Origin of the sequence: Paraburkholderia dipogonis, assembly GCF_046027395.1 — a bacterium.
Taxonomy (GTDB): Bacteria; Pseudomonadota; Gammaproteobacteria; order Burkholderiales; family Burkholderiaceae; genus Paraburkholderia; species Paraburkholderia dipogonis_A.
Genome location: NZ_JAQQEG010000029.1, coordinates 1 through 23,101, shown reverse-complemented (window position 1 = coordinate 23,101; position 23,101 = coordinate 1). Strand labels below are relative to the sequence as shown.

23 protein-coding genes and 1 tRNA gene are annotated in these 23,101 nt (G+C 62.7%); 16 read left to right on the top strand and 8 right to left on the bottom strand.

Annotation, left to right across the window (positions count from 1 at the left end):
• The first annotated feature begins 174 nt into the window (after window positions 1–174).
• Window positions 175–609, top strand: coding sequence for a peptidoglycan recognition protein family protein (locus PQR32_RS27230; protein ID WP_408234180.1), 435 nt, complete (start codon window positions 175–177; stop codon window positions 607–609).
• 526 nt (window positions 610–1,135) lie between these two features.
• Here PQR32_RS27230 and PQR32_RS27225 read toward each other — a convergent pair.
• From PQR32_RS27225 to PQR32_RS27215, 3 genes are all read right to left on the bottom strand, one after another.
• The gene (locus PQR32_RS27225) at window positions 1,136–1,540 is read right to left on the bottom strand and encodes a RidA family protein (RefSeq protein ID WP_408234178.1); all 405 of its coding nucleotides are present in this window, start codon (window positions 1,538–1,540) and stop codon (window positions 1,136–1,138) included.
• Window positions 1,541–1,722: 182 nt separating this feature from the next.
• The gene (locus tag PQR32_RS27220) at window positions 1,723–1,953 is read right to left on the bottom strand and encodes a hypothetical protein (protein WP_408234379.1); all 231 of its coding nucleotides are present in this window, start codon (window positions 1,951–1,953) and stop codon (window positions 1,723–1,725) included.
• Between the two features lie 119 nt (window positions 1,954–2,072).
• Window positions 2,073–3,293, bottom strand: a complete 1,221-nt coding sequence (locus PQR32_RS27215) for a Bcr/CflA family multidrug efflux MFS transporter (protein ID WP_408234175.1) — start codon at window positions 3,291–3,293, stop codon at window positions 2,073–2,075.
• 257 nt (window positions 3,294–3,550) lie between these two features.
• Here PQR32_RS27215 and PQR32_RS27210 point away from each other — a divergent pair, with 257 nt between their 5' ends.
• The 8 genes from PQR32_RS27210 to PQR32_RS27175 all read left to right on the top strand — a co-directional run bounded on the left by PQR32_RS27210 (window position 3,551) and on the right by PQR32_RS27175 (window position 11,208).
• Window positions 3,551–4,240: a hypothetical protein gene (locus PQR32_RS27210; protein WP_408234172.1), complete on the top strand. Its 690-nt coding sequence runs from the start codon at window positions 3,551–3,553 to the stop codon at window positions 4,238–4,240.
• Window positions 4,241–4,379: 139 nt separating this feature from the next.
• Window positions 4,380–5,663 carry a glutamate-1-semialdehyde 2,1-aminomutase gene (hemL, locus tag PQR32_RS27205; RefSeq protein ID WP_408234169.1) on the top strand — a complete coding sequence of 428 codons (1,284 nt, stop codon included), beginning with the start codon at window positions 4,380–4,382 and terminating at the stop codon, window positions 5,661–5,663.
• A gap of 71 nt (window positions 5,664–5,734) precedes the next feature.
• The gene (gene ribD / locus PQR32_RS27200; protein WP_408234166.1) at window positions 5,735–6,904 is read left to right on the top strand and encodes a bifunctional diaminohydroxyphosphoribosylaminopyrimidine deaminase/5-amino-6-(5-phosphoribosylamino)uracil reductase RibD; all 1,170 of its coding nucleotides are present in this window, start codon (window positions 5,735–5,737) and stop codon (window positions 6,902–6,904) included.
• Window positions 6,905–6,919: 15 nt separating this feature from the next.
• Window positions 6,920–7,534 carry a riboflavin synthase gene (locus PQR32_RS27195; RefSeq protein ID WP_106283367.1) on the top strand — a complete coding sequence of 205 codons (615 nt, stop codon included), beginning with the start codon at window positions 6,920–6,922 and terminating at the stop codon, window positions 7,532–7,534.
• Between the two features lie 200 nt (window positions 7,535–7,734).
• Entirely contained in the window at window positions 7,735–8,871 is a 1,137-nt protein-coding gene (gene ribBA, locus PQR32_RS27190) for a bifunctional 3,4-dihydroxy-2-butanone-4-phosphate synthase/GTP cyclohydrolase II (RefSeq protein ID WP_408234163.1), read from the top strand.
• A gap of 49 nt (window positions 8,872–8,920) precedes the next feature.
• A complete protein-coding gene (ribH, locus tag PQR32_RS27185; protein ID WP_006050161.1) occupies window positions 8,921–9,427 on the top strand; it encodes a 6,7-dimethyl-8-ribityllumazine synthase in 507 nt (168 codons plus the stop codon).
• Complete coding sequence (gene nusB / locus PQR32_RS27180; protein WP_408234160.1) at window positions 9,424–9,858, top strand: transcription antitermination factor NusB; 435 nt, start codon at window positions 9,424–9,426, stop codon at window positions 9,856–9,858. Before ribH ends, nusB begins: the two co-directional genes overlap by 4 nt.
• A 153-nt stretch (window positions 9,859–10,011) precedes the next feature.
• Complete coding sequence (locus PQR32_RS27175; RefSeq protein ID WP_408234157.1) at window positions 10,012–11,208, top strand: pyridoxal phosphate-dependent aminotransferase; 1,197 nt, start codon at window positions 10,012–10,014, stop codon at window positions 11,206–11,208.
• Window positions 11,209–11,325: 117 nt separating this feature from the next.
• Here the strand turns inward: PQR32_RS27175 and PQR32_RS27170 are convergent, their stop codons facing one another.
• Window positions 11,326–12,522 (bottom strand): transglycosylase SLT domain-containing protein, encoded by a 1,197-nt coding sequence (locus PQR32_RS27170; protein ID WP_408234154.1) that lies wholly within the window; start codon window positions 12,520–12,522, stop codon window positions 11,326–11,328.
• Window positions 12,523–13,128: 606 nt separating this feature from the next.
• On the opposite strand from PQR32_RS27170, the gene PQR32_RS27165 reads away from it, so the two are divergent.
• Window positions 13,129–14,697, top strand: a complete 1,569-nt coding sequence (locus PQR32_RS27165; RefSeq protein WP_408234152.1) for a UbiD family decarboxylase — start codon at window positions 13,129–13,131, stop codon at window positions 14,695–14,697.
• Between the two features lie 52 nt (window positions 14,698–14,749).
• Window positions 14,750–15,427 carry a LysE family translocator gene (locus tag PQR32_RS27160; protein ID WP_408234149.1) on the top strand — a complete coding sequence of 226 codons (678 nt, stop codon included), beginning with the start codon at window positions 14,750–14,752 and terminating at the stop codon, window positions 15,425–15,427.
• A gap of 78 nt (window positions 15,428–15,505) precedes the next feature.
• Here PQR32_RS27160 and PQR32_RS27155 read toward each other — a convergent pair whose 3' ends face one another.
• The 3 genes from PQR32_RS27155 to PQR32_RS27145 form a co-directional block, all read right to left on the bottom strand.
• Window positions 15,506–16,471 carry a threo-3-hydroxy-L-aspartate ammonia-lyase gene (locus tag PQR32_RS27155; RefSeq protein WP_408234146.1) on the bottom strand — a complete coding sequence of 322 codons (966 nt, stop codon included), beginning with the start codon at window positions 16,469–16,471 and terminating at the stop codon, window positions 15,506–15,508.
• Window positions 16,472–16,710: 239 nt separating this feature from the next.
• A complete protein-coding gene (locus PQR32_RS27150) occupies window positions 16,711–17,004 on the bottom strand; it encodes a hypothetical protein (RefSeq protein WP_106283375.1) in 294 nt (97 codons plus the stop codon).
• Window positions 17,005–17,376: 372 nt separating this feature from the next.
• Window positions 17,377–17,538: a hypothetical protein gene (locus PQR32_RS27145; protein ID WP_408234143.1), complete on the bottom strand. Its 162-nt coding sequence runs from the start codon at window positions 17,536–17,538 to the stop codon at window positions 17,377–17,379.
• Window positions 17,539–17,775: 237 nt separating this feature from the next.
• Between PQR32_RS27145 and PQR32_RS27140 the strand changes: the two genes are divergently transcribed.
• The 5 genes from PQR32_RS27140 (at window position 17,776) to trmB (ending at window position 22,076) form a co-directional block, all read left to right on the top strand.
• Window positions 17,776–18,705, top strand: a complete 930-nt coding sequence (locus PQR32_RS27140) for a Rossmann-like and DUF2520 domain-containing protein (protein WP_408234140.1) — start codon at window positions 17,776–17,778, stop codon at window positions 18,703–18,705.
• Window positions 18,706–18,782: 77 nt separating this feature from the next.
• Window positions 18,783–19,103: an EthD family reductase gene (locus PQR32_RS27135; RefSeq protein WP_408234138.1), complete on the top strand. Its 321-nt coding sequence runs from the start codon at window positions 18,783–18,785 to the stop codon at window positions 19,101–19,103.
• A gap of 227 nt (window positions 19,104–19,330) precedes the next feature.
• Window positions 19,331–19,894 (top strand): YggT family protein, encoded by a 564-nt coding sequence (locus tag PQR32_RS27130; protein WP_106313896.1) that lies wholly within the window; start codon window positions 19,331–19,333, stop codon window positions 19,892–19,894.
• A gap of 674 nt (window positions 19,895–20,568) precedes the next feature.
• A tRNA-Gly gene (locus PQR32_RS27125) sits at window positions 20,569–20,642 on the top strand.
• A gap of 651 nt (window positions 20,643–21,293) precedes the next feature.
• Window positions 21,294–22,076, top strand: a complete 783-nt coding sequence (trmB, locus tag PQR32_RS27120) for a tRNA (guanosine(46)-N7)-methyltransferase TrmB (RefSeq protein ID WP_408234134.1) — start codon at window positions 21,294–21,296, stop codon at window positions 22,074–22,076.
• An 85-nt stretch (window positions 22,077–22,161) separates the two neighbouring features.
• Here trmB and PQR32_RS27115 read toward each other — a convergent pair whose 3' ends face one another.
• Complete coding sequence (locus PQR32_RS27115) at window positions 22,162–22,998, bottom strand: undecaprenyl-diphosphate phosphatase (RefSeq protein ID WP_408234131.1); 837 nt, start codon at window positions 22,996–22,998, stop codon at window positions 22,162–22,164.
• Between the last annotated feature and the right edge of the window lie 103 nt (window positions 22,999–23,101).

Here is a 23,101-nt window from a genome sequence, read left to right as displayed (position 1 = left end):
AAGCGCGTCTTGATGCCCGATCAATGAGTCGAGCCATGACAACAGATTACAGAATCGAGCATTGGACCACCGCTCGTACGATGGTTGGCGGAAGCAAAGACGATGCTGTCTCGATCAAGATAGACAATCGGGGCGCGACGGCAAGCGATCATCAACCATGTCAGACAAAACGGCATGAACTTTGTGGAACGACCGGACTGGGCCGCGCACAAGAATCGCTCGGAGCGGATGCGCGACGACTGGGACTACACAAGGATCGCCGTCCACCATGCCGGACGTAGCTTCGCATGTGGTCCGGCCGCGCTTCAGATGCAGGAAATCCAGGACATGCAGATGGGACGGAGCACGACGGCGAGTGATGATATCGGATATCACTATGCGCTCGACTGTTTCGGCAACGTCTTCGAAGGTCGGGATATCCGGTTCAAGGGAGAGAACGTTCACAACTACAACACGGGGGTTATCGGCATTGTATTGCTAGAGAACCTCACGGGCCCGGACGAAGGTCGTGACGGCGTCGCGATCGTCCGTATGCTTTTCGATGTCATCGGTTTCAACGAGCGACCACGGTGCCCGAAAAGCAGAAGCAATCGCTCGAAACTTTCATAGCCATTTTGCGGGAGTTTTTTTACATTAATACACTTGGCGGCCACCGCGAGTTCCCTGGCCAATTGGGCGAGGGCAAGATCTGCCCAGGCAACGTCGGCTTGACGCTCGTAAAAGAACTGCGGAAATTGACGGGACTAAGTGCACCATGAGTGCGCTACGGAAATGGCTGACGGCAATTGCTGTTACAGGCATCGTCATCGTGACGGTCTCCTATACAGGCTATGTCAATACTTATCTCGATCACGAGACCCAGACGACGTTCTTCCTGAAGCGATAACCAGCGTCGTCGCGCACAGAAGAGTCGCACATCGTGATTGAGTTGGAGTTTATGGTCATGCTGCGGCACGTCAATCTGCTGCCGCGCAGCAACGGGCGGCAATGTCGGCGGAATATCGCGGCCAGTGTGAGCAATGCCCAGTTCAATGGACTCGTGGTTCATTGAGCCAAAGCATTCACGCGGCGCGTTGAACGCCTTTAGTCCACTGCGCCGAGCGCGTGCTAAAACTCAAGGCGCCAACGCCACCAGCTAAACCAGCGCGGTCGCCTCGACCTCGATCTTGAAACCGTAATGCAATTGCGGAACCGGCACGACGGCTCGCGCCGGCCGTGGTTCACCTGCCCAGCGCGCGTAGATCTGATTGAAGCTCATCCAGTTCTCGACATCGACGATGTCGACGCGCACCTGCACCAGTTGCGCGACGCTGCTGCCGGCGCTTTCCAGCGCGGCCTGCACATTGGCCAACACCTGTTCGGCCTGAACCTCGAACGAGGCCTCGGATAGCTTGTCGCCTTGCGCCGTGATCGGCAATTGCCCCGAGACGAACACGAAACCATTGGCGACCGCGACGTGACTGTAGTGGCCGCCCGGCTGTGAAAGCGTAGCGGGATTGTCAGTATGCGGCAGATGCGGATCGTGGTGGCTGCCAGCCATGAATATCACTCCAAACGCGACGCCGGGACATGCCACTGCGCACGACTCATCCGCACGACGGCATCGCGTTTCGCAGAAGCGATGAAGCGATCACGCGAGGAATCATGCAACGCGCTAGCACTGTCCACTCCGGGCACAGCGCCTCACATAATCAACACGCTTCCACGAACGAGCCGCACACATCACACGCTAATCATCTCCAGTTTCTCGCGCGCATCCGCACAACGGCGGTTCAGGTCGCGATGCATCAACTGACTGTCGAGCAGTGCCGATACGTCAGACAAACCGTAATCAAAGCGCAAGACGTATTCGATGTCTGTGTAATCGTGATAGGCGCCGCTGTCTGCCAGCTTCTGCGCTTCAGCGAAAGCAGCTTGTTGCCGTTCGCCGTTCATCAAATCTCTGATCGCCATGATTGCCGCTCCGAGGAACAGTGGCTCCATCATAGCAATGCAATTTGAGACATACGGTCGCGCGCACGCAACACCTGGTGTTTTCCGTAGACGCCGCGCGGCTCGCGCCTCATCAGTTCTCAAACGGCAGTGACGGGCGCTTTGGTCCCATGCCACCTGCCAACCAGAATCCGGCCGAGATAACAGAGCAAGCCCGCAACGCCTACCGTCACGCCCATTCCCTTGGGCGAACCGTCCTGCCAGAGCCCAACCGCGAGGCTCGACAACGCGCCGAGCGCCAGCTGCACGGCGCCGAACACGGCGGCCGCGGCGCCGGCATTCAGCGGATAGCGATGCATCAGATCGGTCGTGCAGTTGGCGGACAGAAGTCCGACGACGCTGACCACGAAGAACAACCCGAACACGATCGACCACAGACCGCCCCACCCGGTCAACGACACGAGACAAACAAACAGCGAGGCAATGCAGCTTACGGTTGCAGCAAAGGAAATGATCGGCAGCGAGCCGAGCCGGCCGACGAGCCGCGTATTCATGAAGTTGCCAAACATGATGCCGATGATATTCAGCGCGAACAGGAAGCCGTAATGCTGCGCCGACACATGGAAATACTCGATGTAGACGAACGGCGTCGCGGTGATGTAAGCAAACATCGACGCGAACGCCATGCCGCCGCACAGCATGTGCCCCCACGCAACCGGATCGCGCAGCAACTTGCCGTACGCGCCGAACGATTTGAGCAACGCTGAATGCGCACGCTTCTCGCGCGGCCACGTTTCCGGCACCTTGAGAAACGCGGTCACCGCGCACACCGTGCCGAACAGCGTCAGCACGATAAAGACGACACGCCAGCCGCCGAGCAGCAGCAACTGTCCGCCGAGCAGCGGCGCGAGCAATGGCCCGATCGACGTGACGATGGCGAGCATCGACAGCACGCGAGCGGCATCGGTCGGCCCGTGGGCATCGCGTGCAATGGCGCGCGCCAGCACCGAAGCCGCGCCCGCGCCCAGCGCCTGCACGAAACGGAACGTCACCAGCGAGCCAATCGAAAACGACATCGCACATGCGACGCTGGCCAGCGCATACATGACGATACCGCCGAGCAACACAGGGCGGCGGCCATAGGTATCGGACAGCGGACCATACAGCAGCATGCCGAGCGAAAAACCGAACATGAAGCTGGTGAGCGTCGTTTGCGCGGCGCCGGTGCTGATGGCGAACGCCTGCGCGATGGTCGGCAGGCTCGGCAGATACATGTCGATGGAAATCGGCCCGCATGCGGCAAGCGCACCGAGCAACAGAATCAGCCGGCCATCGGGCCGGCTTCTGGTGACGTGAGACATGGGAATCCAGATGAAGCACCGCGCCGTCATCGGCAACGGAACAGGTGAAACGGGGAAAACAGCAACTTGACGGCCTCAATTGTACGCGACGGTTAACGCGACAGCCGGGCTACGGCCATGATCGCGAAGACGCGAATGATGCATCAACGACTCGCGGCAAGCACGCCGCCAATCGGTTAAGCTGCCGCCTGAATGCTTCGGGCGACGCGCGAAGCTGTGCGCAGCGCCCTTCCATACGATCCTGTACCGACCATGCGATGACCGCATTCCTGTTGATCTGGAGCCCCAAGAAATGGCCGTGGCCTGAGTTGCCCGACGTGGCCAAACGCGTGGCGGCGGGTGTCGCGGTGGCCGACGTATGGGGCTGCGGATTTGCGCGCAGCATCCTGCCGGGTGACCGCGTCTTCCTGCATCGGGTCGCACAGGAACCGAAGGGCATCTTCGGCTCCGGTTATGTGACGCGCGCGCCGTACGAAGTCCCCGATCCGGCGACGAAGCGCGGCTACCGTTTATGCATCGACTTCGTGTACGACTGGGTCGTCGATGCCCACGAAGGCGTGGTGATTTCCCGCGAGATGTTGCGCACGCATCCTTTCTCCGTGCAGACGTGGGACGCGCAGAGTTCGGGCACCGTGATCAAGCCGATGGCCGAAGGCGCATTGGAAAAGCGCTGGGCGGAACTGACCGGCAAACGCAAGCCGCCGAAGTTCGATATGCCGACGGGCCCTACGCGCTCGAGCAAGGTCACGGCTCACGCGACGGCGAAAAAGCGCGCGGCGGACGGTCGCACCGTCACGAAGGCAAAGGTGGCGGCTAATCCGGTCACTACGCAGGTGGCGAACGCGCCATCCCAATCAGTTGCCACGCAGGACAGCAAGAGGATCACGAAACAGGCGACCCGGCCGGTAACAAAGACCGCCGCCGCGAAACGCACGCACAAAAACTGAGCGAGCGGCCCGCTGCGCAGGCGCATCCGGAAAACCTGTTCACGCTGACTCCGGTACAATTTCCCCACCTATCCCAGCGCCGCACGGCTCGCCGACAGGCAAGCTGCGCCGCTGCGCAACCCCAATTCCAGCCATCGCCATGTCCAAAAACGAAACCCTCTTCGAACGCGCGCAACGCACCATTCCCGGCGGCGTGAACTCGCCTGTGCGCGCCTTCCGCTCGGTCGGCGGCACGCCGCGCTTCATCGAACGCGCGCAAGGCCCTTACTTCTGGGACGCGGACGGTCAGCGCTATATCGACTACATCGGCTCATGGGGCCCGATGATCCTCGGCCACGTCCATCCGGAAGTTCTCGAAGCCGTGCAGCGCGTGCTGGGCAACGGCTTCTCGTTCGGCGCGCCGACCGAATCGGAAGTGGAAATCGCCGAAGAAATCTGCAAGCTGGTGCCCTCCATCGAGCAGGTCCGCATGGTGTCGAGCGGCACCGAGGCGACCATGAGCGCACTGCGTCTCGCGCGCGGCTTCACGAACCGCAGCCGTATCGTCAAGTTCGAAGGCTGCTATCACGGCCACGCGGACAGTCTGCTGGTCAAGGCCGGCTCGGGCCTGCTGACCTTCGGCAATCCGACTTCGGCGGGCGTACCGGCGGATATCGCCAAGCACACCACCGTGCTCGAGTACAACAACGTCGCTGAACTCGAAGAAGCGTTCAAGGCGTTCGGCAACGAAATCGCCTCGGTGATCGTCGAGCCGGTGGCCGGCAACATGAACCTCGTGCGCGCCACGCCCGAATTCCTGCAAGCGTTGCGGCGTCTGTGCACGGAGTACGGCTCGGTGCTGATTTTCGACGAAGTGATGTGCGGCTTCCGCGTCGCGCTGGGTGGTGCTCAAGAGGTCTACGGCATCACGCCGGATCTGACGTGCCTTGGCAAGGTGATCGGCGGCGGCATGCCGGCGGCGGCTTTCGGCGGCCGGCGCGACATCATGGCTCACCTCGCGCCGCTCGGCGGCGTCTACCAGGCGGGCACGCTCTCGGGCAATCCGATCGCGGTCGCGGCCGGCCTGAAAACGCTGCAGCTGATCCAGGCGCCCGGCTTTTACGACACGCTCACGGCACGCACCACACGCCTCGCGCAGGGTCTCGCGAATGTCGCGCGTGAAGCCAAAGTGCCGTTCGCGGCCGATTCGCTCGGCGGCATGTTCGGCCTCTACTTCACCGCCTCGATCCCGACCAGCTTCGCCGAAGTCACGAAGAGCGACGTGCCGCGTTTCAACGCTTTCTTTCACAAGATGCTCGACGCCGGCGTGTACTTCGCGCCGTCGGCGTATGAAGCGGGCTTCGTTTCGATCGTTCACGACGACGCAATCGTCGACGCCACGATCGACGCCGCGCGTGGCGCGTTCGCCTCGCTCGCGGCCTGAAGCCGGCGAGACAACATATCGCTAAAACCGAAACCCATTACAGCCTAGCCACCGTACCCGACCGGACACCGATGTTTTCGCAAACCGATTTCGTCCATATGGAACGCGCGCTCGCGTTGGCCAAGCGCGGCATGTACACCACCGACCCGAATCCTCGGGTCGGCTGCGTGCTCGTCAAGAACGGCGAGGTGATCGGCGAAGGCTTCACGCAACCGGCCGGTCAGGATCATGCCGAGATCCGCGCGTTGAAAGACGCGCGCTCGCGCGGCCATGACCTGCGCGGCGCTACGGCCTACGTGACGCTGGAGCCGTGCAGCCACTTCGGCCGCACGCCGCCGTGCGCGAGTGCTTTGATCGAAGCCCAGGTCGCACGCGTGGTCGCGGCGATGGAAGACCCCAATCCGCAGGTATCCGGACGCGGTCTCGCCATGCTGCGCGACGCCGGCATCGAAGTGCGCTGCGGACTGCTCGCCCTCGAAGCGCACGAACTCAATATCGGCTTCGTCTCGCGCATGACGCGCGGCCGCCCTTGGGTCCGCATGAAAGTGGCGGCCTCGCTGGATGGCCGCACCGGCTTGCCATCAGGCGTCAGCCAATGGATCACCGGCGAAGCGGCACGCGCGGACGGCCACGCCTGGCGCGCTCGCGCGTCGGCGATCCTGACCGGCATCGGCACGGTCAGGGAAGACGATCCGCGCATGACGGTGCGCGCCGTCGACACGCCGCGCCAGCCGCAACGCGTGCTGATCGACAGCCAGCTCGACGTGCCACCGGAAGCGCAGATTCTGGCCGGCGCACCCACGCTGATCTTTTGCGGCAATCTCGATCAGCGTCATACCGATCGCGCCAATGCGCTGCGCGATCGCGGCGCCGAGATCGTCCAACTGGCGAATCCGGCCGGCAAGGTCGATCTGCCCGGGGTGCTGAAAGTGCTCGGCGAGCGCAACGTCAACGAACTGCATGTCGAGGCGGGCTATAAGCTGAACGGCTCGCTGCTGCGCGAAGGTTGTGTCGACGAACTGCTCGTGTATCTCGCGCCGAGCCTGCTCGGCATGGATTCGATGAGCATGTTCAATCTGGGCGCGCCCGAAACGCTCGAAGGCCGCGTCAAACTGAACTTCCACGCGATCGACCGGATCGGCGAGGATCTACGCATTCTCGCGCGCTTTGTGCCCCAGCACGCGCCCGAGGCCACGCCCGGACCCGGCGGCGATCCCGCGTCCCAACCCGTTTCGAAATGATCAAGGATTAGTACGATGTTCACAGGAATCGTCGCGGCCGTGGGCCGCATTGAATCAGTCAAGCCGCTCGGCACGGACGGCGACGCGGGCGTACGCCTGAACGTCGAAGCCGGTGGCCTCGATCTCGGCGACGTGCAGCTCGGCGACAGCATCACAATCCAGGGCGCCTGCATGACCGTGGTCGCGAAGACCGCCCACTCGTTCGAAGTCGACGTCTCGCGCGAAAGCCTGAACTGCACGGCAGGCCTCGGCGAGACCGGCGAAGTCAATCTCGAGAAAGCGCTGCGCGCGCACGACCGGCTTGGCGGCCATATCGTCTCCGGCCATGTGGACGGCCTCGGCACGGTCACGCACTTCGCGCCGGTCGGCGAATCGCACGAACTGCGCGTGCTGGCGCCGCGTGAGATCGGCCGCTATCTGGCGTACAAAGGCTCTATCACTGTCAACGGCGTGAGCTTGACCGTCAACTCGGTTAAAGATCGCGACGATGGCTGCGAATTCTCGATCAACCTGATTCCGCACACCGTCGAAGTGACGGCGCTCAAGCGTCTGCGCGAAGGCACGCAGGTGAATCTGGAGATCGATCTGATCGCGCGCTACGTCGAGCGCATGCTGAACGCGCCGAAATAAACGGCCGCAAGCCCGGCCACGCATGGCCCGGCGGCGGCGCTCCGCCGCTTTCAGCCGGTTCATGCGTCCATCGTTTCGACGAGCATAGCAACGGCGGACGGCTCGTCGCCAGTCGGCCAAACGGCCTATGCCGTTCGGCGGAGGCGACTTGCCGTCGCGCGTGGCGTAAAATACGCGCTTTCTTCGAAACTCTCGCCAACATGACGCTCGCCTCCACTCTAGAGATCATCGCCGAACTGAAAGCAGGCCGGATGGTGATCCTCGTCGACGAAGAAGACCGCGAAAACGAGGGCGACCTCGTGATCGCCGCCGAATTCGTCACGCCGGAAGCGATCAATTTCATGGCCCGTTACGGCCGTGGCCTGATCTGCCTGACGCTCACGCAGGAACGCTGCAAGCTGCTGAACCTGCCGCTCATGACGTACCGCAACGGCACGCAGTACGGAACGGCGTTCACGGTCAGTATCGAAGCAGCCGAAGGCGTCACGACCGGCATTTCGGCAGCCGACCGCGCCCGCACGATCGCCACCGCGGTGGCGCCGGACGCCAAGGCCGAGCACATCGTGCAGCCGGGCCACGTGTTCCCGATCATGGCCCAGCCCGGCGGCGTGCTGGTGCGCGCCGGCCACACCGAGGCGGGCTGTGACTTCACCGCGCTGGCGGGCCTCACGCCGGCTGCGGTGATCTGCGAAGTCATCAAGGACGACGGCACGATGGCGCGCCTGCCGGACCTGATGGAATTCGCCAAAGAACACGATCTGAAAATCGGCACGATCGCGGATCTGATCCACTATCGCAGCCGCACTGAGTCGATCGTCGAGCGGATTTGCGAACGCACCATGCAGACCGCGCACGGCGCGTTCCGCGCGGTCATGTATCTCGACCAGCCGAGCGGCCAGCCGCATATCGCGCTGGTGCGCGGCACGCCTTGCACGGATCAGGACACGCTGGTGCGCGTGCATGAGCCGCTGTCGGTGCTGGATCTGCTGGAAGTCGGCGAATCGACCCACTCGTGGACGCTGGACGCGGCCATGAAAGAGATCGCCGCACGCGACTGCGGCGTGATCGTGCTGCTGAACTGCGGCGACTCGAAGGACCATCTGATCGACGTTTTCAAGGCGTTCGACTCGAAGGAAAAAGCCGACGCGCTCAAACGCCGCCCGGTCGACTTCAAGACGTACGGCATCGGCGCGCAGATTCTGCGTGAGCTCGGTGTCGGCAAGATGCAGGTGCTGTCGAACCCGCGCAAGCTGGGCACCATGTCGGGCTACGGTCTCGAAGTCACGGGCTTCGTGCCGATGCCGGGCGGCAAGACGCAAGCTCCGCAACAAGGCTGATCCGACAATTCACGCGCTTAGCGCCCACTCAAAACACTACGGAATTCACATGGAAATCGGACAATACCAACCGAATCTCGACGGCGACGGACTGCGTATCGGCATCGTCCAGGCGCGCTTTAACGAACCCGTTTGCAACGGCCTCGCGGACTCCTGCATCGAAGAACTCGAACGCCTCGGCGTGACCGGCGAAGACGTGCTGCTGGTCACCGTGCCGGGCGCTCTGGAAATTCCGCTGGCACTGCAAAAGCTCGCCGAAAGCGCGCAATTCGACGCGCTGATCGCGCTCGGCGCGGTGATTCGCGGCGAAACGTACCACTTCGAACTGGTCTCGAACGAAAGCGGCGCGGGCATCACGCGTATCGGCCTCGACTTCGGCATTCCGGTCGCGAACGCGGTGCTGACCACCGAAAACGACGAACAGGCCGTCGCGCGCATGACCGAAAAGGGTCGTGACGCAGCGCGCGTGGCCGTCGAAATGGCGAATCTCGCCGTCGCGCTCGAACAACTCGGCGGCGACGACGAGGAAGAAGACGAAGAAGAGGAAGAGGCATGAAGAGCGCACGCCGACGCTCCCGCGAACTGGCCACGCAGGGGCTTTACCAGTGGCTGCTGTCGGGCTCGCCCGGCGGTGAAATCGACGCGCAACTGCGCGGCGCGCAAGGCTTCGACAAGGCCGACCACGAACATCTGGACGCCATTCTGCACGGCGTGATCCGCGATTCGGAAGCACTGTCCGCGGCAATCGCCCCGTGTCTCGACCGTCCGATCGAGCAGCTCTCGCCGGTCGAACGCGCCGTGCTGCTGGTGGCCGCGTTTGAACTGAAGAATCACGTCGATATCCCGTATCGCGTGGTCATCAACGAAGCGGTCGAACTCGCCAAGACGTTCGGCGGCGCCGACGGCTACAAGTACGTGAACGGCGTGCTGGACAAGCTGTCGGCACAACTGCGCGCAGATGAAACGCAGGCGGCTCGCAAGCGTTGAGTGCAAGGCGCATGAGCGGCATGCATGACCGCTGTCGTGTGCCTCTCGCTGAACGCGGCGGCGCAACCGAACCGTTTGCAAGGACGCCGTTTCTCGCGTAAACACACGCGCCAAACGTCGTCGCGCTTTTGCTTTTGAACTGGATTTGATCGTATGAACTCCGTGACCGAACCCTTGGTGCGGCTTGCTGCACGTGTGGACGCCATCCAGCCTTTCTATGTGATGGAGCTGGCCAAGGAGGCCGCGCTTCTCGAGCGCGACGGACGCGACATCATTCACATGGGAATCGGCGAACCCGATTTCACCGCGCCCGAGCCGGTCATCGAGGCGGCCGCGAGCGCGCTACGCCGCGGCGTCACGCAATACACCAGCGCGCTCGGCCTGCACGCGCTGCGCGAAGCGATCTCGGCGCATTACGCCGACTTCTACGGCGTCAGCGTGGATCCGGCGCGGATCGTCGTCACCGCCGGCGCATCGGCCGCATTGCTGCTGGCTTGCGCGGCGCTGGTCGATCGCGACGATGAAGTGCTGATGCCCGACCCCTGCTACCCGTGCAACCGTCATTTCGTGATCGCCGCCGAAGGCAAGCCGGTGATGGTGCCTAGCGGCCCAGCCGAACGTTTCCAACTCACGGCCGCCGACGTCGAGCGCCTCTGGAACGAGCACACCCGTGGCGTGCTGCTGGCCTCGCCGTCGAATCCGACCGGCACATCGATCGAACCGGCTGAACTGGAGCGCATCGTCAAGGCTGTGCGGGCGCGTGGTGGCTTTACGATCGTCGACGAGATCTACCAGGGCCTGAGCTACGACGCGAAACCGGTGTCGGCGCTCTCGTTCGGCGACGACGTGATCACTGTCAACAGCTTCTCGAAGTACTTCAACATGACGGGCTGGCGTCTGGGCTGGCTGGTGGTGCCGCCCGGGCTGGTCAGCGCATTCGAAAAACTCGCGCAAAATCTGTTCATCTGCGCCTCCGCGCTCGCCCAGCACGCGGCGCTCGCCTGCTTCGAGCCGGAAACGATCGCAATCTATGAAGCGCGCCGCCTGGAGTTCAAGCGTCGTCGCGACTTCATCGCGCCGGCGCTGGAATCGCTCGGTTTCTCGGTGCCGGTGATGCCCGACGGCGCGTTCTACGTGTACGCCGATTGCCGCACGGTCGCGCATGCCGCGGCCGGCGACAGCGCGGCGCTCACCAAGGCCATGCTGCACGATGCCGGAGTGGTGCTGGTGCCGGGCATGGATTTCGGCACGCACGCGCCGAAGGAGTACATCCGGCTGTCGTACGCCACGGCCTATCCGAAGCTGGAAGAAGCGGTCGATCGGCTGGCGAAGTTCTTCGGCAAGGGTTGAGCGAAGCAGCGAACTCCCAATCGCCAGACGAAAAAAAGGACACTCCTGATGGGTGTCCTTTTTTTATTGCCGCTTGCTTCAACATCGAGCAGCCGTCTCAGCTTTACGCTACCAACCTCAAGCGCCCAACTCCGAAGCCGATGCCACGTGCTTGGTTGCGTTGGCGCTCGCGTCGTCCTGCTCGGAGGAAACCGGCGTCTTCACCGATGTCGCCGCGCTCAACTGGTGACTGCCTTCGAGCGTCACCTGCACGCGCTTGCCGTTGCTGGCCGGTGCGGCCGCAGCCGTATTGGTCGACGCCGTCAGAACCGGCGCCTGCGGTGCGTTGATCGGCACCTTGCGGCCACGCGCCACGTCGCGCAGACGGCCACGCTCTGCCATCACCTTGGCGCCGTAGCCACCGTCGTCCGGCGAGGTCGAGCCGACGTACAGACGCAAGCCGCCCGGCAGCGAGCCGCCGCGTGCGATGCAGTCTTTCAGCACCAGCGCGCCCACCTTGATGTTCGCGACGGGTTCGAGCGCCGCGCTCTGGCCGCCGAAATACTGGAATTTGTCCGAGTGCACCTTGGACATCACCTGCATCAGGCCTTGCGCGCCCACGCCGCTCTCGGCGTACGGGTTGAAGCCCGATTCAATCGCCATCACGGACAGCAGCAGCAGCGGATCAAGACCGACTTCGCGGCCGGTGTCGAACGCGGCCTTCACGAGTTCGCTGACGGGCTCCTGAGCGACGCGATAGCGCCGTGCCAGATAGGATGCGACCAGATCCTGCTCGCGGGTCGAGATCAGCACGCGGTCGTCGCGCGCGTCCGCGGATACACGTTGCGACGGGATCAGCCGCGCCAGCGCGGTGACGCTTTGCATCGTGCGCGGATCGAGGCCGTTCAGCGCCGCGACGCCCATGCCGGTCGAGCCGGTGGTGTCGAATGCGCCGTCAAAGCTGGTGTTGCTCGCGGTGACGCCAGCGTTGCCGTTGCTACCGTTGTTCGTGCCGCTCACGACATCGGGGCCGTTCGAGTTGGCGGTCAGCGAGTCGTCGGAGGACGCGCGCGCGGGCGGTCCGAAAGCCGGCAGCGGGTTGCCCTGCAGCAGACGGGCGGGACCGGCTTGCACTGCGGCGGAGATGACCGGCATCAACTTGGCGGCTAGCGTGCCGCGCAGGGCCGGCATCAGCCACAGTGCGACTGTCAGCACAACGGCGATACCGCCGACGATGCTGAACAGGTGATGACTCATTCGCGTCCCGCGACGCAGCACACCACGCACAACTTGCGCGATACGCTCATCGGGACGCCACGATAACCAGGCGTTCATTCAGATCTCCCATGTTGCATGATCCGCGGACCCCGCCGGATGAAGAGGCGGTGACGCACGTTCGCAGATCAAGACATCGCGTGCTCTGTCTGGTTAGGGCAGCAGCGACGTCGGGAAAACGGCAAATACCGTTTGTGGGGAGCCATCCTGAAAGAGGACCGCAGCATGTCAAAAAAGCATGCGGGCGGTGGCTCCCACGCGAAAAACCAGCGACAGTTGGCGCTGGCGAGGACATCAATAAGGCCGTTAGATACCGTGCAGGGGTCGGTAAGCGGTGACGCGTTGCGTCTGATGGGACCGGGGGCAGTGGTAAAAAGGTTCACGCCCTGCAACCAATGTGGACGGATTCTATGCAGGGTTTTATAGATCGTCAACACTATAGATAGGCAAATGTATAACTAATTGTAATAATGAACAGTGTTCAGTCCGTCCAAAACCGCGCGGCACGCGCCTTTTGAGCTATCTCGATTCGTCCGTCTCACTTAGGCCGTTTGGCTGATCTACGTGCGCTTGCCAACACAGGTAAAATCGACAATCGTTCTGGCGCCGTTAAACCCTGCTGCGCCTCCCCCTTTTCGCCGCTTGCGCGGCACTGAACAGCACCAGATGAAATACAAAGACCTGCGCGATTTCGTCGGCCGTCTCGAGACGATCGGTGAACTGCGCCGCATCTCACAAAACGTCTCGCCTGTCCTGGAAATGACCGAGTTGTGCGACCGGGTGTTGCGCGCCAGCGGTCCAGCTTTGCTGTTCGAGAGCAAGGCACAGCATGCGTTCCCGGTGCTCGGCAACCTGTTCGGCACGCCTCGGCGGGTCGCGCTCGGCATGGGTATCGACGCGCAAGCCGGCGAAGGCGACGGCGCCGCGCTCGAATCGCTGCGCGACGTGGGCCGGCTGCTCTCCGCGTTGAAGGAACCGGAGCCGCCAAAGGGGCTCAAGGACGCCGGCAAACTGCTCTCGCTCGCCAAGGCGGTGTGGGATATGGCGCCCAAGACGGTGAGCGCGCCGCCCTGCCAGGAAATCGTCTGGGAAGGCAACGACGTCGACCTCGCCAGGCTGCCGATTCAGACCTGCTGGCCCGGCGATGCCGGTCCGCTGATCACATGGGGCCTGACCGTCACAAAAGGCCCGAACAAAAGCCGACAAAACTTAGGCATATATCGCCAGCAATTGATCGGACGTAACAAACTGATCATGCGATGGCTCGCGCATCGCGGCGGCGCGCTCGATTTTCGCGAGTTCGCGCTGCAGAATCCGGGCAAGCCGTATCCGGTGGCCGTCGTGCTGGGCGCCGACCCAGCCACGATCCTCGGCGCGGTCACGCCGGTGCCCGACACGCTGTCCGAATACCAGTTCGCCGGCCTGCTGCGCGGCGGCCGCACCGAACTGGCGAAGTGCATCACGCCGGGCGTCGACGGCTTGCAGGTGCCCGCGCGCGCCGAGATCGTCCTCGAAGGCTTCATCTACCCGCAGGAGGGCGCGCCCTCGCCCGCTCCCGCGGGCGCTCCGCCGCGTCCGGCCAAGGGCGCGTCGGCGGCCTATGAACATGCGCTGGAAGGCCCGTACGGCGACCACACCGGCTACTACAACGAGCAGGAGTGGTTCCCCGTCTTCACGGTCGAGCGCATCACCATGCGGCGCGACGCGATCTATCACTCCACCTACACCGGCAAACCGCCCGACGAGCCCGCCGTGCTCGGCGTCGCGCTCAACGAAGTATTCGTGCCTTTGTTGCAAAAGCAGTTCAGCGAGATCACCGACTTCTATCTGCCGCCCGAAGGCTGCAGCTACCGGATGGCCATCGTGCAGATGAAGAAGAGCTACCCCGGCCACGCCAAACGCGTGATGTTCGGCGTGTGGAGCTTCCTGCGGCAGTTCATGTATACGAAGTTCATCGTCGTGGTCGATGAGGACGTGAATATCCGTGACTGGAAGGAAGTGATCTGGGCGATCACCACGCGCATCGATCCGGCGCGCGACACGGTGCTGGTGGATCGCACGCCGATCGACTATCTGGATTTCGCCTCGCCCGTGGCCGGCCTCGGATCGAAGATGGGCCTCGACGCGACCAACAAGTGGCCCGGCGAAACCGATCGCGAATGGGGCCGCCCCATCGTGATGGACGACGCGGTCAAACAGCGCATCGACACCTTGTGGAACGAGTTGGGCCTCTGAGGCAAGCCGTACAACAAGACTGAATAACAAAGCTATCGGAGCCGTTGCGCGGATGCATGCTTTCTCAATGATGTCGGATGGATTTTTTCTGTCGCTGTCGCTGTGTCTGGATATCGGACTCGTGAACGTCGCAATGATTTCGCTGACGCTCTCGCATGGCTTCAAACCGGGCTTCTGGCTCGGCCTCGGTTCGTGCATCGGCGATCTGATTTACGCGGCGCTCGCGCTCGCGGGCATGGCCGCCTTGCTGCAGTTCGAGTCGGTGCGCTGGGTGGTGTGGATCGGCGGCGCGGCAATCCTGCTCTTCCTGACCTGGAAGATGGCGCGTGAAGCAATGGTCCCGGCAACGGCACCGGCCGTGGCCGGCGAGGCGGACGCGAATGCGCCGCATCTGTCCGCGTGGCGCGGTTTCTTGCGCGGCGTCTTGCTGGCGGTGTCGTCGCCTTCCGCGATTCTGTGGTTCGCCGCGGTCGGCGGCGCGCTGATCGCAAAAGCGGGCGCCACGAGCGTGACAACCGCGCCGGTATTTCTCGGCGGATTTTTTCTCGGCGGTCTGTGCTGGACGATCTTCATCTGCGGACTCGGCAGTCACGGGCGCAAACGCGCCGGCACCGGTTTGCTGCGCGCCTGTCACGTGCTTTCCGCGCTGCTGTTTGCGTACTTCTCGTATAGCGTGATCGTCAACGGGTATCGCGATCTGATCGTGCAAACCGCGCACGTGGCAAGCTGACGTGAAAACGGCTCGCGTTGGCGAGCCGTTTTCGATTGAGCATCAGGCAAGCGCAGCAGCGCCTGCCCACGCGATGGATCAGGCGAGATATTGCGCGAGTTTTTCCAGATCGACGTTGCCGCCGCTCACCACCACGCCGACACGCTTGCCCTTCACCGGCACGATGCCGTTGAGCACCGCAGCCGCGGCGAGGCAGCCCGTCGGCTCGACCACGATTTTCATGCGCTGCGCGAAAAAGCGCATCGTCTCGATCAACTGCGCGTCGCTGACTGTTTCGATCTGCGCGACCAGCTTCCGGATGATCGCGAACGTGTAGTCGCCCAGATGCGTGGAGGCGGCGCCATCGGCGATCGTGCGCGGTGTGTCGATATGCACGATCTCGCCGCGCGCCAGCGACTGCTGGCCGTCGTTGCCCGCCTCCGGCTCGATGCCGATCACCGTGCACGCCGGGCTCAAAGCCGCCGCGGACAACGCGCTGCCGCTAATCAGTCCACCGCCACCGAGGCACACGAACAGCATGTCGAGCGGGCCGGTTTCCTCGATCAACTCTTTTACCGCCGTGCCCTGCCCGGCGATCACATGCGGATGGTCATACGGCGGAATCAGCGTCATGCCGCGCTCTTCGGCGAGCCGCCGGCCGATCTCTTCGCGGTTCTCCGTGTAGCGGTCGTAGGTGATCACTTCACCGCCGTAGCCCTTGGTTGCGGCGACTTTGGCCGCGGGCGCGTCCTGCGGCATGACGATCGTCGCGTGGATGCCGGCCAGGCGGGCCGACAAGGCGATCGCCTGGGCATGGTTACCCGAGGAATACGTCAGCACGCCTGCTTTGCGCTGCTCCGCGTCGAAATGCGAGATCGCGTTATACGCGCCGCGGAACTTGAAAGCGCCCATGCGCTGAAAATTTTCGCACTTGAAGAACACCGACGCCCCCGTGCGCTCGTTGAACGTGTTCGAGGTTAGAACGGGGGTGCGGTGGGCGACGCCGTCGAGACGCGCAGCGGCGTCGAGTACGTCGTCGAAAGTGGGAGCGGGAAGCGCTTGCATCGGCGAAACTCTCCAGAGCGGTGGCGAAATAGCCATTCTCCCAGCTTCGACCGAGGTTTGGAACGTCAACCGCGAAGTGAGCGTCTATGGCGACTCTCCTACCTAACCCGGGCGCCAATTCAACCGTCATTCCGGCGATAAGCTCGGATTGGCTGGTTAAAAACCGCCAGAAAAATACAAACGGCGTAACCCGGCGATCAAGCCGGCGTTACGCCGTCAATCAAATCTACGTACCGCGATTAGCGACGATAGTAGCCGTGACCGTAATAACCGCGGTAATAGCCGTGGTGATAGTAAGGACGCCCATAGCCACCGTAATACCCGCCCACCACGACAGGCGGCGGCGCATAGACGACCGGCGGCGCATAAACCGGCTGCGGTGCGTAGTAAACCGGCGGCGGCGCGGCATAAACCGGGTAAGCCGGCGCAATCGGAACCCCGATACCGATACCGACGGAAACGTGCGCCTGAGCGGCACCGGCAAGTCCCAAGCCGAGTGCAGCGGCAACGACAAACGGAACGATCTTTTTCACTTTTATTCTCCTAGCGCGGCCCACCAAGGTCGCCGACTTCGCATGCCCTGCATGCTATGAATTCAATGTATCGAAAAAGACCGCGCCTATCTGTTCGCATTTGTTGCAAATTGCAATTGGCGGCAAAAGCCGTCAATTCCTCCGGACGCCGTAAATGGCCAATCGGCTTCGTAATGCGCTGAAAACTCAGGGATTGCGCGTGTGCGAACACACAGCAATCAGTCGCAATGCCCGCTTTACGGCTTGAAGCATTCGCTTCGCGGTAATCTTTGATTACAAATTAGCTTCAATCCTGACGGCATCAATTGAGCCCCAAAATGAAAAATGCCCGGCCGACAGACCGGGCATTTCTTACCTGCGAAGGCCGCTATGTCAGCCGACCTTCACATACGCGAACTCGCGACACACGCTCGGCGGGACATAGGCGCCGCTGATGCGCACGCGCGGCGTCAGGCGCTTTTTCTGGTCCCACCAGCGACGGCGCTGCGCATGCGTCAGGAACCGCAAGTGCTTTCGGTAAGAAAAAATATTCATCGTGAACCTCCCGAATCTGACTGCGAGACGAAATACCCAGAACAGCAACTGCCAAACCGGCTCTGAAGAATTGTGAGCAGTTTTCAAACCCGCGGGGCGCGCGCCGCCGGATGACCGGCCGGGCGCGCCATATCGCGCGCGCACTGATCAAGGGAAAGCCGACGCCAAGCCGCGCCGCGGGCGTGGCGGATGCGCGATACTTCTGCTTTCCCAATGTTCCGTGTGGAGCAGGCAACCATGTCCCAGTCCTCTCTGCCGCGCCTCGGCTTTATCGGTGCGGGCCGGCTCGCGCGTTGTCTCGCGCTGAGCTTTTCACGCGCCGGCTATCCGGTCACGGCGGTGGCTAGCCGCTCGGCGGCCTCCGCCGGCCGGCTTGCCAGTCAAATCGAGCATTGCGCGGCATTCGAGAACCCACAACAGGTGGTCGATGCCGCCGATATCGTCTTTTTAGCTGTTCCCGATGACAGCATCGGTACGTCAGCGCACACACTCCGGTTCGGCCCGGATGGCGCGCACGGCAAGGCGCTCGTGCACTGCAGCGGCGCCTCGCCGGTCGAATTGCTCGCTCCGGCACGCGACCAGGGCGCCTCGATCGGCGGCTTTCATCCACTGTACCTCTTTAGCGGCGAGCTCGCCGATCTCGAGCGCATCGCCGGTTGCTCGGTGACGATCGAGGCCGACGGCGCACTGAAAGACACGTTGACGGCGCTCGCCGTCGCGCTGCGCTGCCATCCGCTGTCGATCCCGGCGGGCGGTCGCATGCTCTATCACGCCGCCGCGCACTACGCCGCCAGCTTCGCGCTGTGCAGCCTCGCCGAATGCGTCGCGCTGTGGCGCACGCTGGGTTTTGCCGAAGACGACGCGTTGCGCGCGCTGCTGCCGATGCTTTCCGGCACCATCGAAACCGCTCGCGACAAGGGTTTGCCCAACGCGCTCGCGGGCCCCGTATCGCGCGGCGACACGGGCGTCGTGCAGAAGCAGCTGGCGTTGCTGGAAGGCCTCGGCGGCGACCACGCCGCGCTGTACGGGCTGATGTCGCGGCGCGCGGTCGGGCTGGCCGAACGCCGCGCCACGCCGCCCGCCGCGATCGACGCCATCTCCGAGGTCGTGGAAGAATCGCTCAACCGGTCGCTGAATCAGGCCGCGGCAGGTGCAAGCGTCAAGTAAGGCGTGATAATGTGACGTCCGGCGCCGCGCGCAATCCGCCAGCGCCGCGCATCGGGACCAACAGACGAGAACGCACAATGATCAAGGTCAGCATCCTCTATCCGTATCGGGAAAACGGCCACTTCGACGTGGACTATTACTGCGTCACGCATATGCCGCTCGCGGCGAAGTTGTTCGGGCCGTCGCTGAAGGGCTGGTCGGTCGACGTCGGCATCAATGCCGGCCCGCCTGGAACGCCGCCGCCGTATGTCGCCGCAGGCCACTTCCTGTTCGACAGCGCGGACGATTTCTACAAAGTCTTCAAGCCGGCCTCCGAGCAATTGATGGCCGACATCCCCAACTACACGGACGGTGGCAACGGCAAGATTCTGATCAGCGAGATCAAGATTACCGTGTGATGCCCCGCGGAAGCGGGACGGATCACGGCCTTTAATACAGTGAGCCGTTGAGCGCGACCCGCAAACCGTGACATCGCAACACCGCGCGGCCGCTTCAAACGACGCGTAACGCGCCCCAGTGCGGCAAAGGCGCGGGAAATTCAAATGAAACCGCCGGCGCGCCGTTCGGAAAGCGCCGGCACCCTGCGGCCGGTCGGCGGCCGTCATCCGAAGGATAAGGACACGAGATGTTTGGCGATATCGCCCGTTTTCTGCTCAATACCGTCTTCACGCTGTTCGGCGCGGCCCTGTTGCTGCGCGCATGGCTGCAGGTCGTGCGCATGCCGCCCTACAACCCCGTCACGAACGCGGTGCTGCAAGTCACCAACTGGATCGTGCTGCCGCTGCGGCATATCCTGCCTAGCACGCGCAAGATCGACTGGGCGAGCCTTGTCGCGGCCCTGCTCGCGGCCATCGTGTATGTGGTACTGATGGTGGTGCTGACCGGCGCCGATCCGCTCACGCTGTTGCCGACGCTGTTGATCGTCGCGGTGCTGACGCTGATCAAGTGGGCGCTGAATCTGATCATCTGGTTGACGATCCTGATGGCGCTGCTGTCGTGGCTCAATCCACGCTCGCCTGCCATGCCGATCCTGTACCAGCTGACGGCGCCGTTTCTGAATCCGCTGCGCCGCGTGGTGCCGCAGCTCGGCGGCATCGACCTCTCGCCGATCCTGCTGTTCGTGATCGTGCAGGTGCTGCTGATGGTGGTCACCCGCGCGGCCGTCCAACTGACTTACTTCGTGATCTGAAGGCACATATAGCGAGCATTCAGAAGCCGCCGCCCATCAAAAAGGCGGCGGCTTTGTTCCATGCGTCGCTTGTTGCTTCCGCTTATTGCTTGGTTAGCTGACCGTAGGCGACCGTCGTGTTGGCCGCTGTCTTGATCATAAAGAAAATCGTGCGGACGTACAGGCATTTGGAAAGGACGCTAAAGAAGTAAATGGCGGCATTCCGACAAGCTTTAATATTTATTCGAACTTTTCGAGAGCCTGCTCAGTCGATTCCGATGAAATATCATGCATAACGAATTAAAAATCGAAGCAGGCAGAGCGTATCTATTTGATTGGCCTTGTATTTATATGGGCGTCTAGCTGCATTCAATTTCCGCGACCTGGTTGGCAGTCGAAGCCTTAATCGGCTAGTTCCTTGCCGTGCGCGGCACCGGGCGGTGCATGCCTCGGTCTACTCAGCTGCGGCGCCTGACAACGACGACGCCACTTCAGTCGAACTCGCGAGGGAGAGAGCCGACCGAACGGGCTAGAGCACGCAACGAGTCGCTGAATACGACTGGCTTGGTGCAGAGAGTCGGCGCGTCGTGGCGCGAAACACCGCACACGCTTCCCGCAGCGACCACACGCCCAGATGGGCCGCAAACGTCCACGTTTGCCAAATCGAGTGAAACCCGCGTAGAATAGCGTGCTCTGCGGGCGTCGTATAATGGTAATACCCTAGCTTCCCAAGCTAGAGCCGTGGGTTCGATTCCCATCGCCCGCTCCAGGACTTTCTAGTCAGCTCGTGAGCAACCGGGCAGATTCGCGAAAGGATCTGACTCTACTGCTCTTCTCGTCCCTACCCGTAAAAAGCTTTTCCTGATCGTCAAATCCGGCAATCGATTCGCTTGCGCAAACTGGTAGAGAAAAATGTCGAGTAGCGACGCCGCCGCAAATGGCATCTCATAACGAAGTGCGCGCCACCGGTAGTTGAAACGACAGTAAGGCCTCCGGCAACGATGCGCATAATCACTGATGATCGTTACTCGCCCAGATAATCGCCTCAGGAAAATACCTTACAAAACGATTAAATCAATTGTGCGGGCACCTGCGTTATTTAAATGTAATATATCCGGCCGCATCCATACTCCCGCCGTCCCTAGTCCATCTGGACGCGCCCTTTTCGGGTGTGCTACCTTACGCGCACTTGCAACGCCCGCTCCACTTTCCTGCTGACGCCTTCAGCAGAATCCAGCACGAGCCGCCTCCATGAAGGCGGCTTTTTTGTCATAGCGGCAGCCCGGCGCAGCGACCCGTAAGCCATGCGCTCACCAGCCGTGCCAGTCAGTGCTTGCGCCCATGCCGGGCGAGCACCGACAGGCCCGTGCAGCACGCGAGGCTTGCCGCGAAAGCCCTCACCCTTGTAGCAGCATCGAAGATGATCCACGATCCAAACGACGCCGGCCTGCCGGACGAACTCCCGACGCCCTCCAGCGAAGCCGAACACCCACCCGCCGGCGACGACGCGCCGCAAGAAGAAACCCCGCATCGGCGCCGCATCCGCAGCTTCGTCACGCGCGCCGGCCGCGTCTCGACGGGCCAGCGCCGTGCCATGGACGAACTCGGTCCGCGCTTCGTGGTGCCTTTCGCTCCGCAGCAGCCCGACTGGAACAGCGTATTCGGGCGCGAGGCGCCACGCGTGCTGGAAATCGGCTTCGGCATGGGAGCGACCACTGCGGAAATCGCCTCGCACCGTCCCGGCGACGATTTCCTCGGCGTCGAGGTGCATGAGCCGGGCGTCGGCGCACTGCTAAAACTGATGGGCGAACAGAACGTGGCGAACATCCGCATCATTCAGCATGACGCGGTCGAAGTGCTCGAACAGATGATTGCGCCGGACAGCCTCGACGGCGTGCACATCTTCTTTCCGGACCCGTGGCACAAGGCGCGCCACCACAAGCGCCGGCTGATCCAGCCAAAGTTTGTCGCGCTGCTGGTATCGCGCCTGAAGCCGGGGGCGTACCTGCATTGCGCGACGGACTGGCAGAACTACGCCGAACAGATGCTCGAAGTGCTGGGCGCCGATCCGTCGCTGGAAAATACCGCCGACGGCTATGCGCCGCGTCCGGAGTACCGTCCGGTGACGAAGTTCGAGCGCCGTGGGTTGCGGCTCGGACACGGCGTGTGGGATCTGGTCTTCCGCAAACGCGGCGCTGTATAAAACCGCGCACAGAGATTTATCCGCCAATAAGAAAAAGGTCCGCATCTGCGGACCTTTTCTCATGGATTGCGCGAAACCGAAACGCTCACTCCGTCCAACTCAACGCCCCGCTATAACCAACCAGCAGGATCAGCAGCCCAAAGCCGATGCGATACCACGCAAACGCGGTGAAATCGTGCGCGGCGATGTAGCGCAACAGCCAGCGCACGCAGGCAAAAGCACTGACGAAGGCCGCCACGAAACCGACCGCGAAGGTGCCGAACGCGTCGACGGACAGTACATGCCAGTCTTTGTACAGCTCGTAAGCGGTCGCGCCGAAAATGATCGGAATCGCGAGGAAGAAGGAAAACTCCGTGGCGACGCGCCGGTCGAGACCGAACAGCATCCCGCCGATGATCGTCGAGCCCGAGCGCGACATGCCCGGAATCAGCGCGAAACATTGCGCGAGGCCGACCTTCAATGCGTCAAGCGCACTCAGGTCGTCCACGCTCTGCACACGCGCCGCTGGCTCGCCGCGCGCGCGCTGACGCGCTTCCGCCCACAGGATCACGACGCCGCCCGCCACCAGCGCGAACGCGACCGGCACCGGCGAGAACAGCGCCGCCTTGATGGATTTTTCGAACAGCAGGCCGAGCACGATCGCCGGAATCGTGGCGATGATCACATTCAGCGTAAAACGGCGCGCATCGGGCCGGCTCGGCAAGCCTGACACCACACTGCCGATGCGGCGGCGAAATTCCCAGCACACGGCGAGAATCGCGCCGAGCTGGATCACGACATCGAAGGTTTTCGCGTGCTCATCGGTAAAGTTCAACAGACTTCCCGCGACGATCAAATGCCCGGTGCTCGACACGGGCAAAAATTCCGTCAAACCCTCGACGACGCCCAGAATCAGCGCCTTGCAAGCCAATAGCCAGTCCATCCGTGCCCCTCATCGCTGTAGATAGTCGGAACGACAGGGCCGGCACGGAAAGCGGGGGGGGCCGGCCCCCCCCCGCCGCGGGGGCTTTTTTTCCTTTTGTACG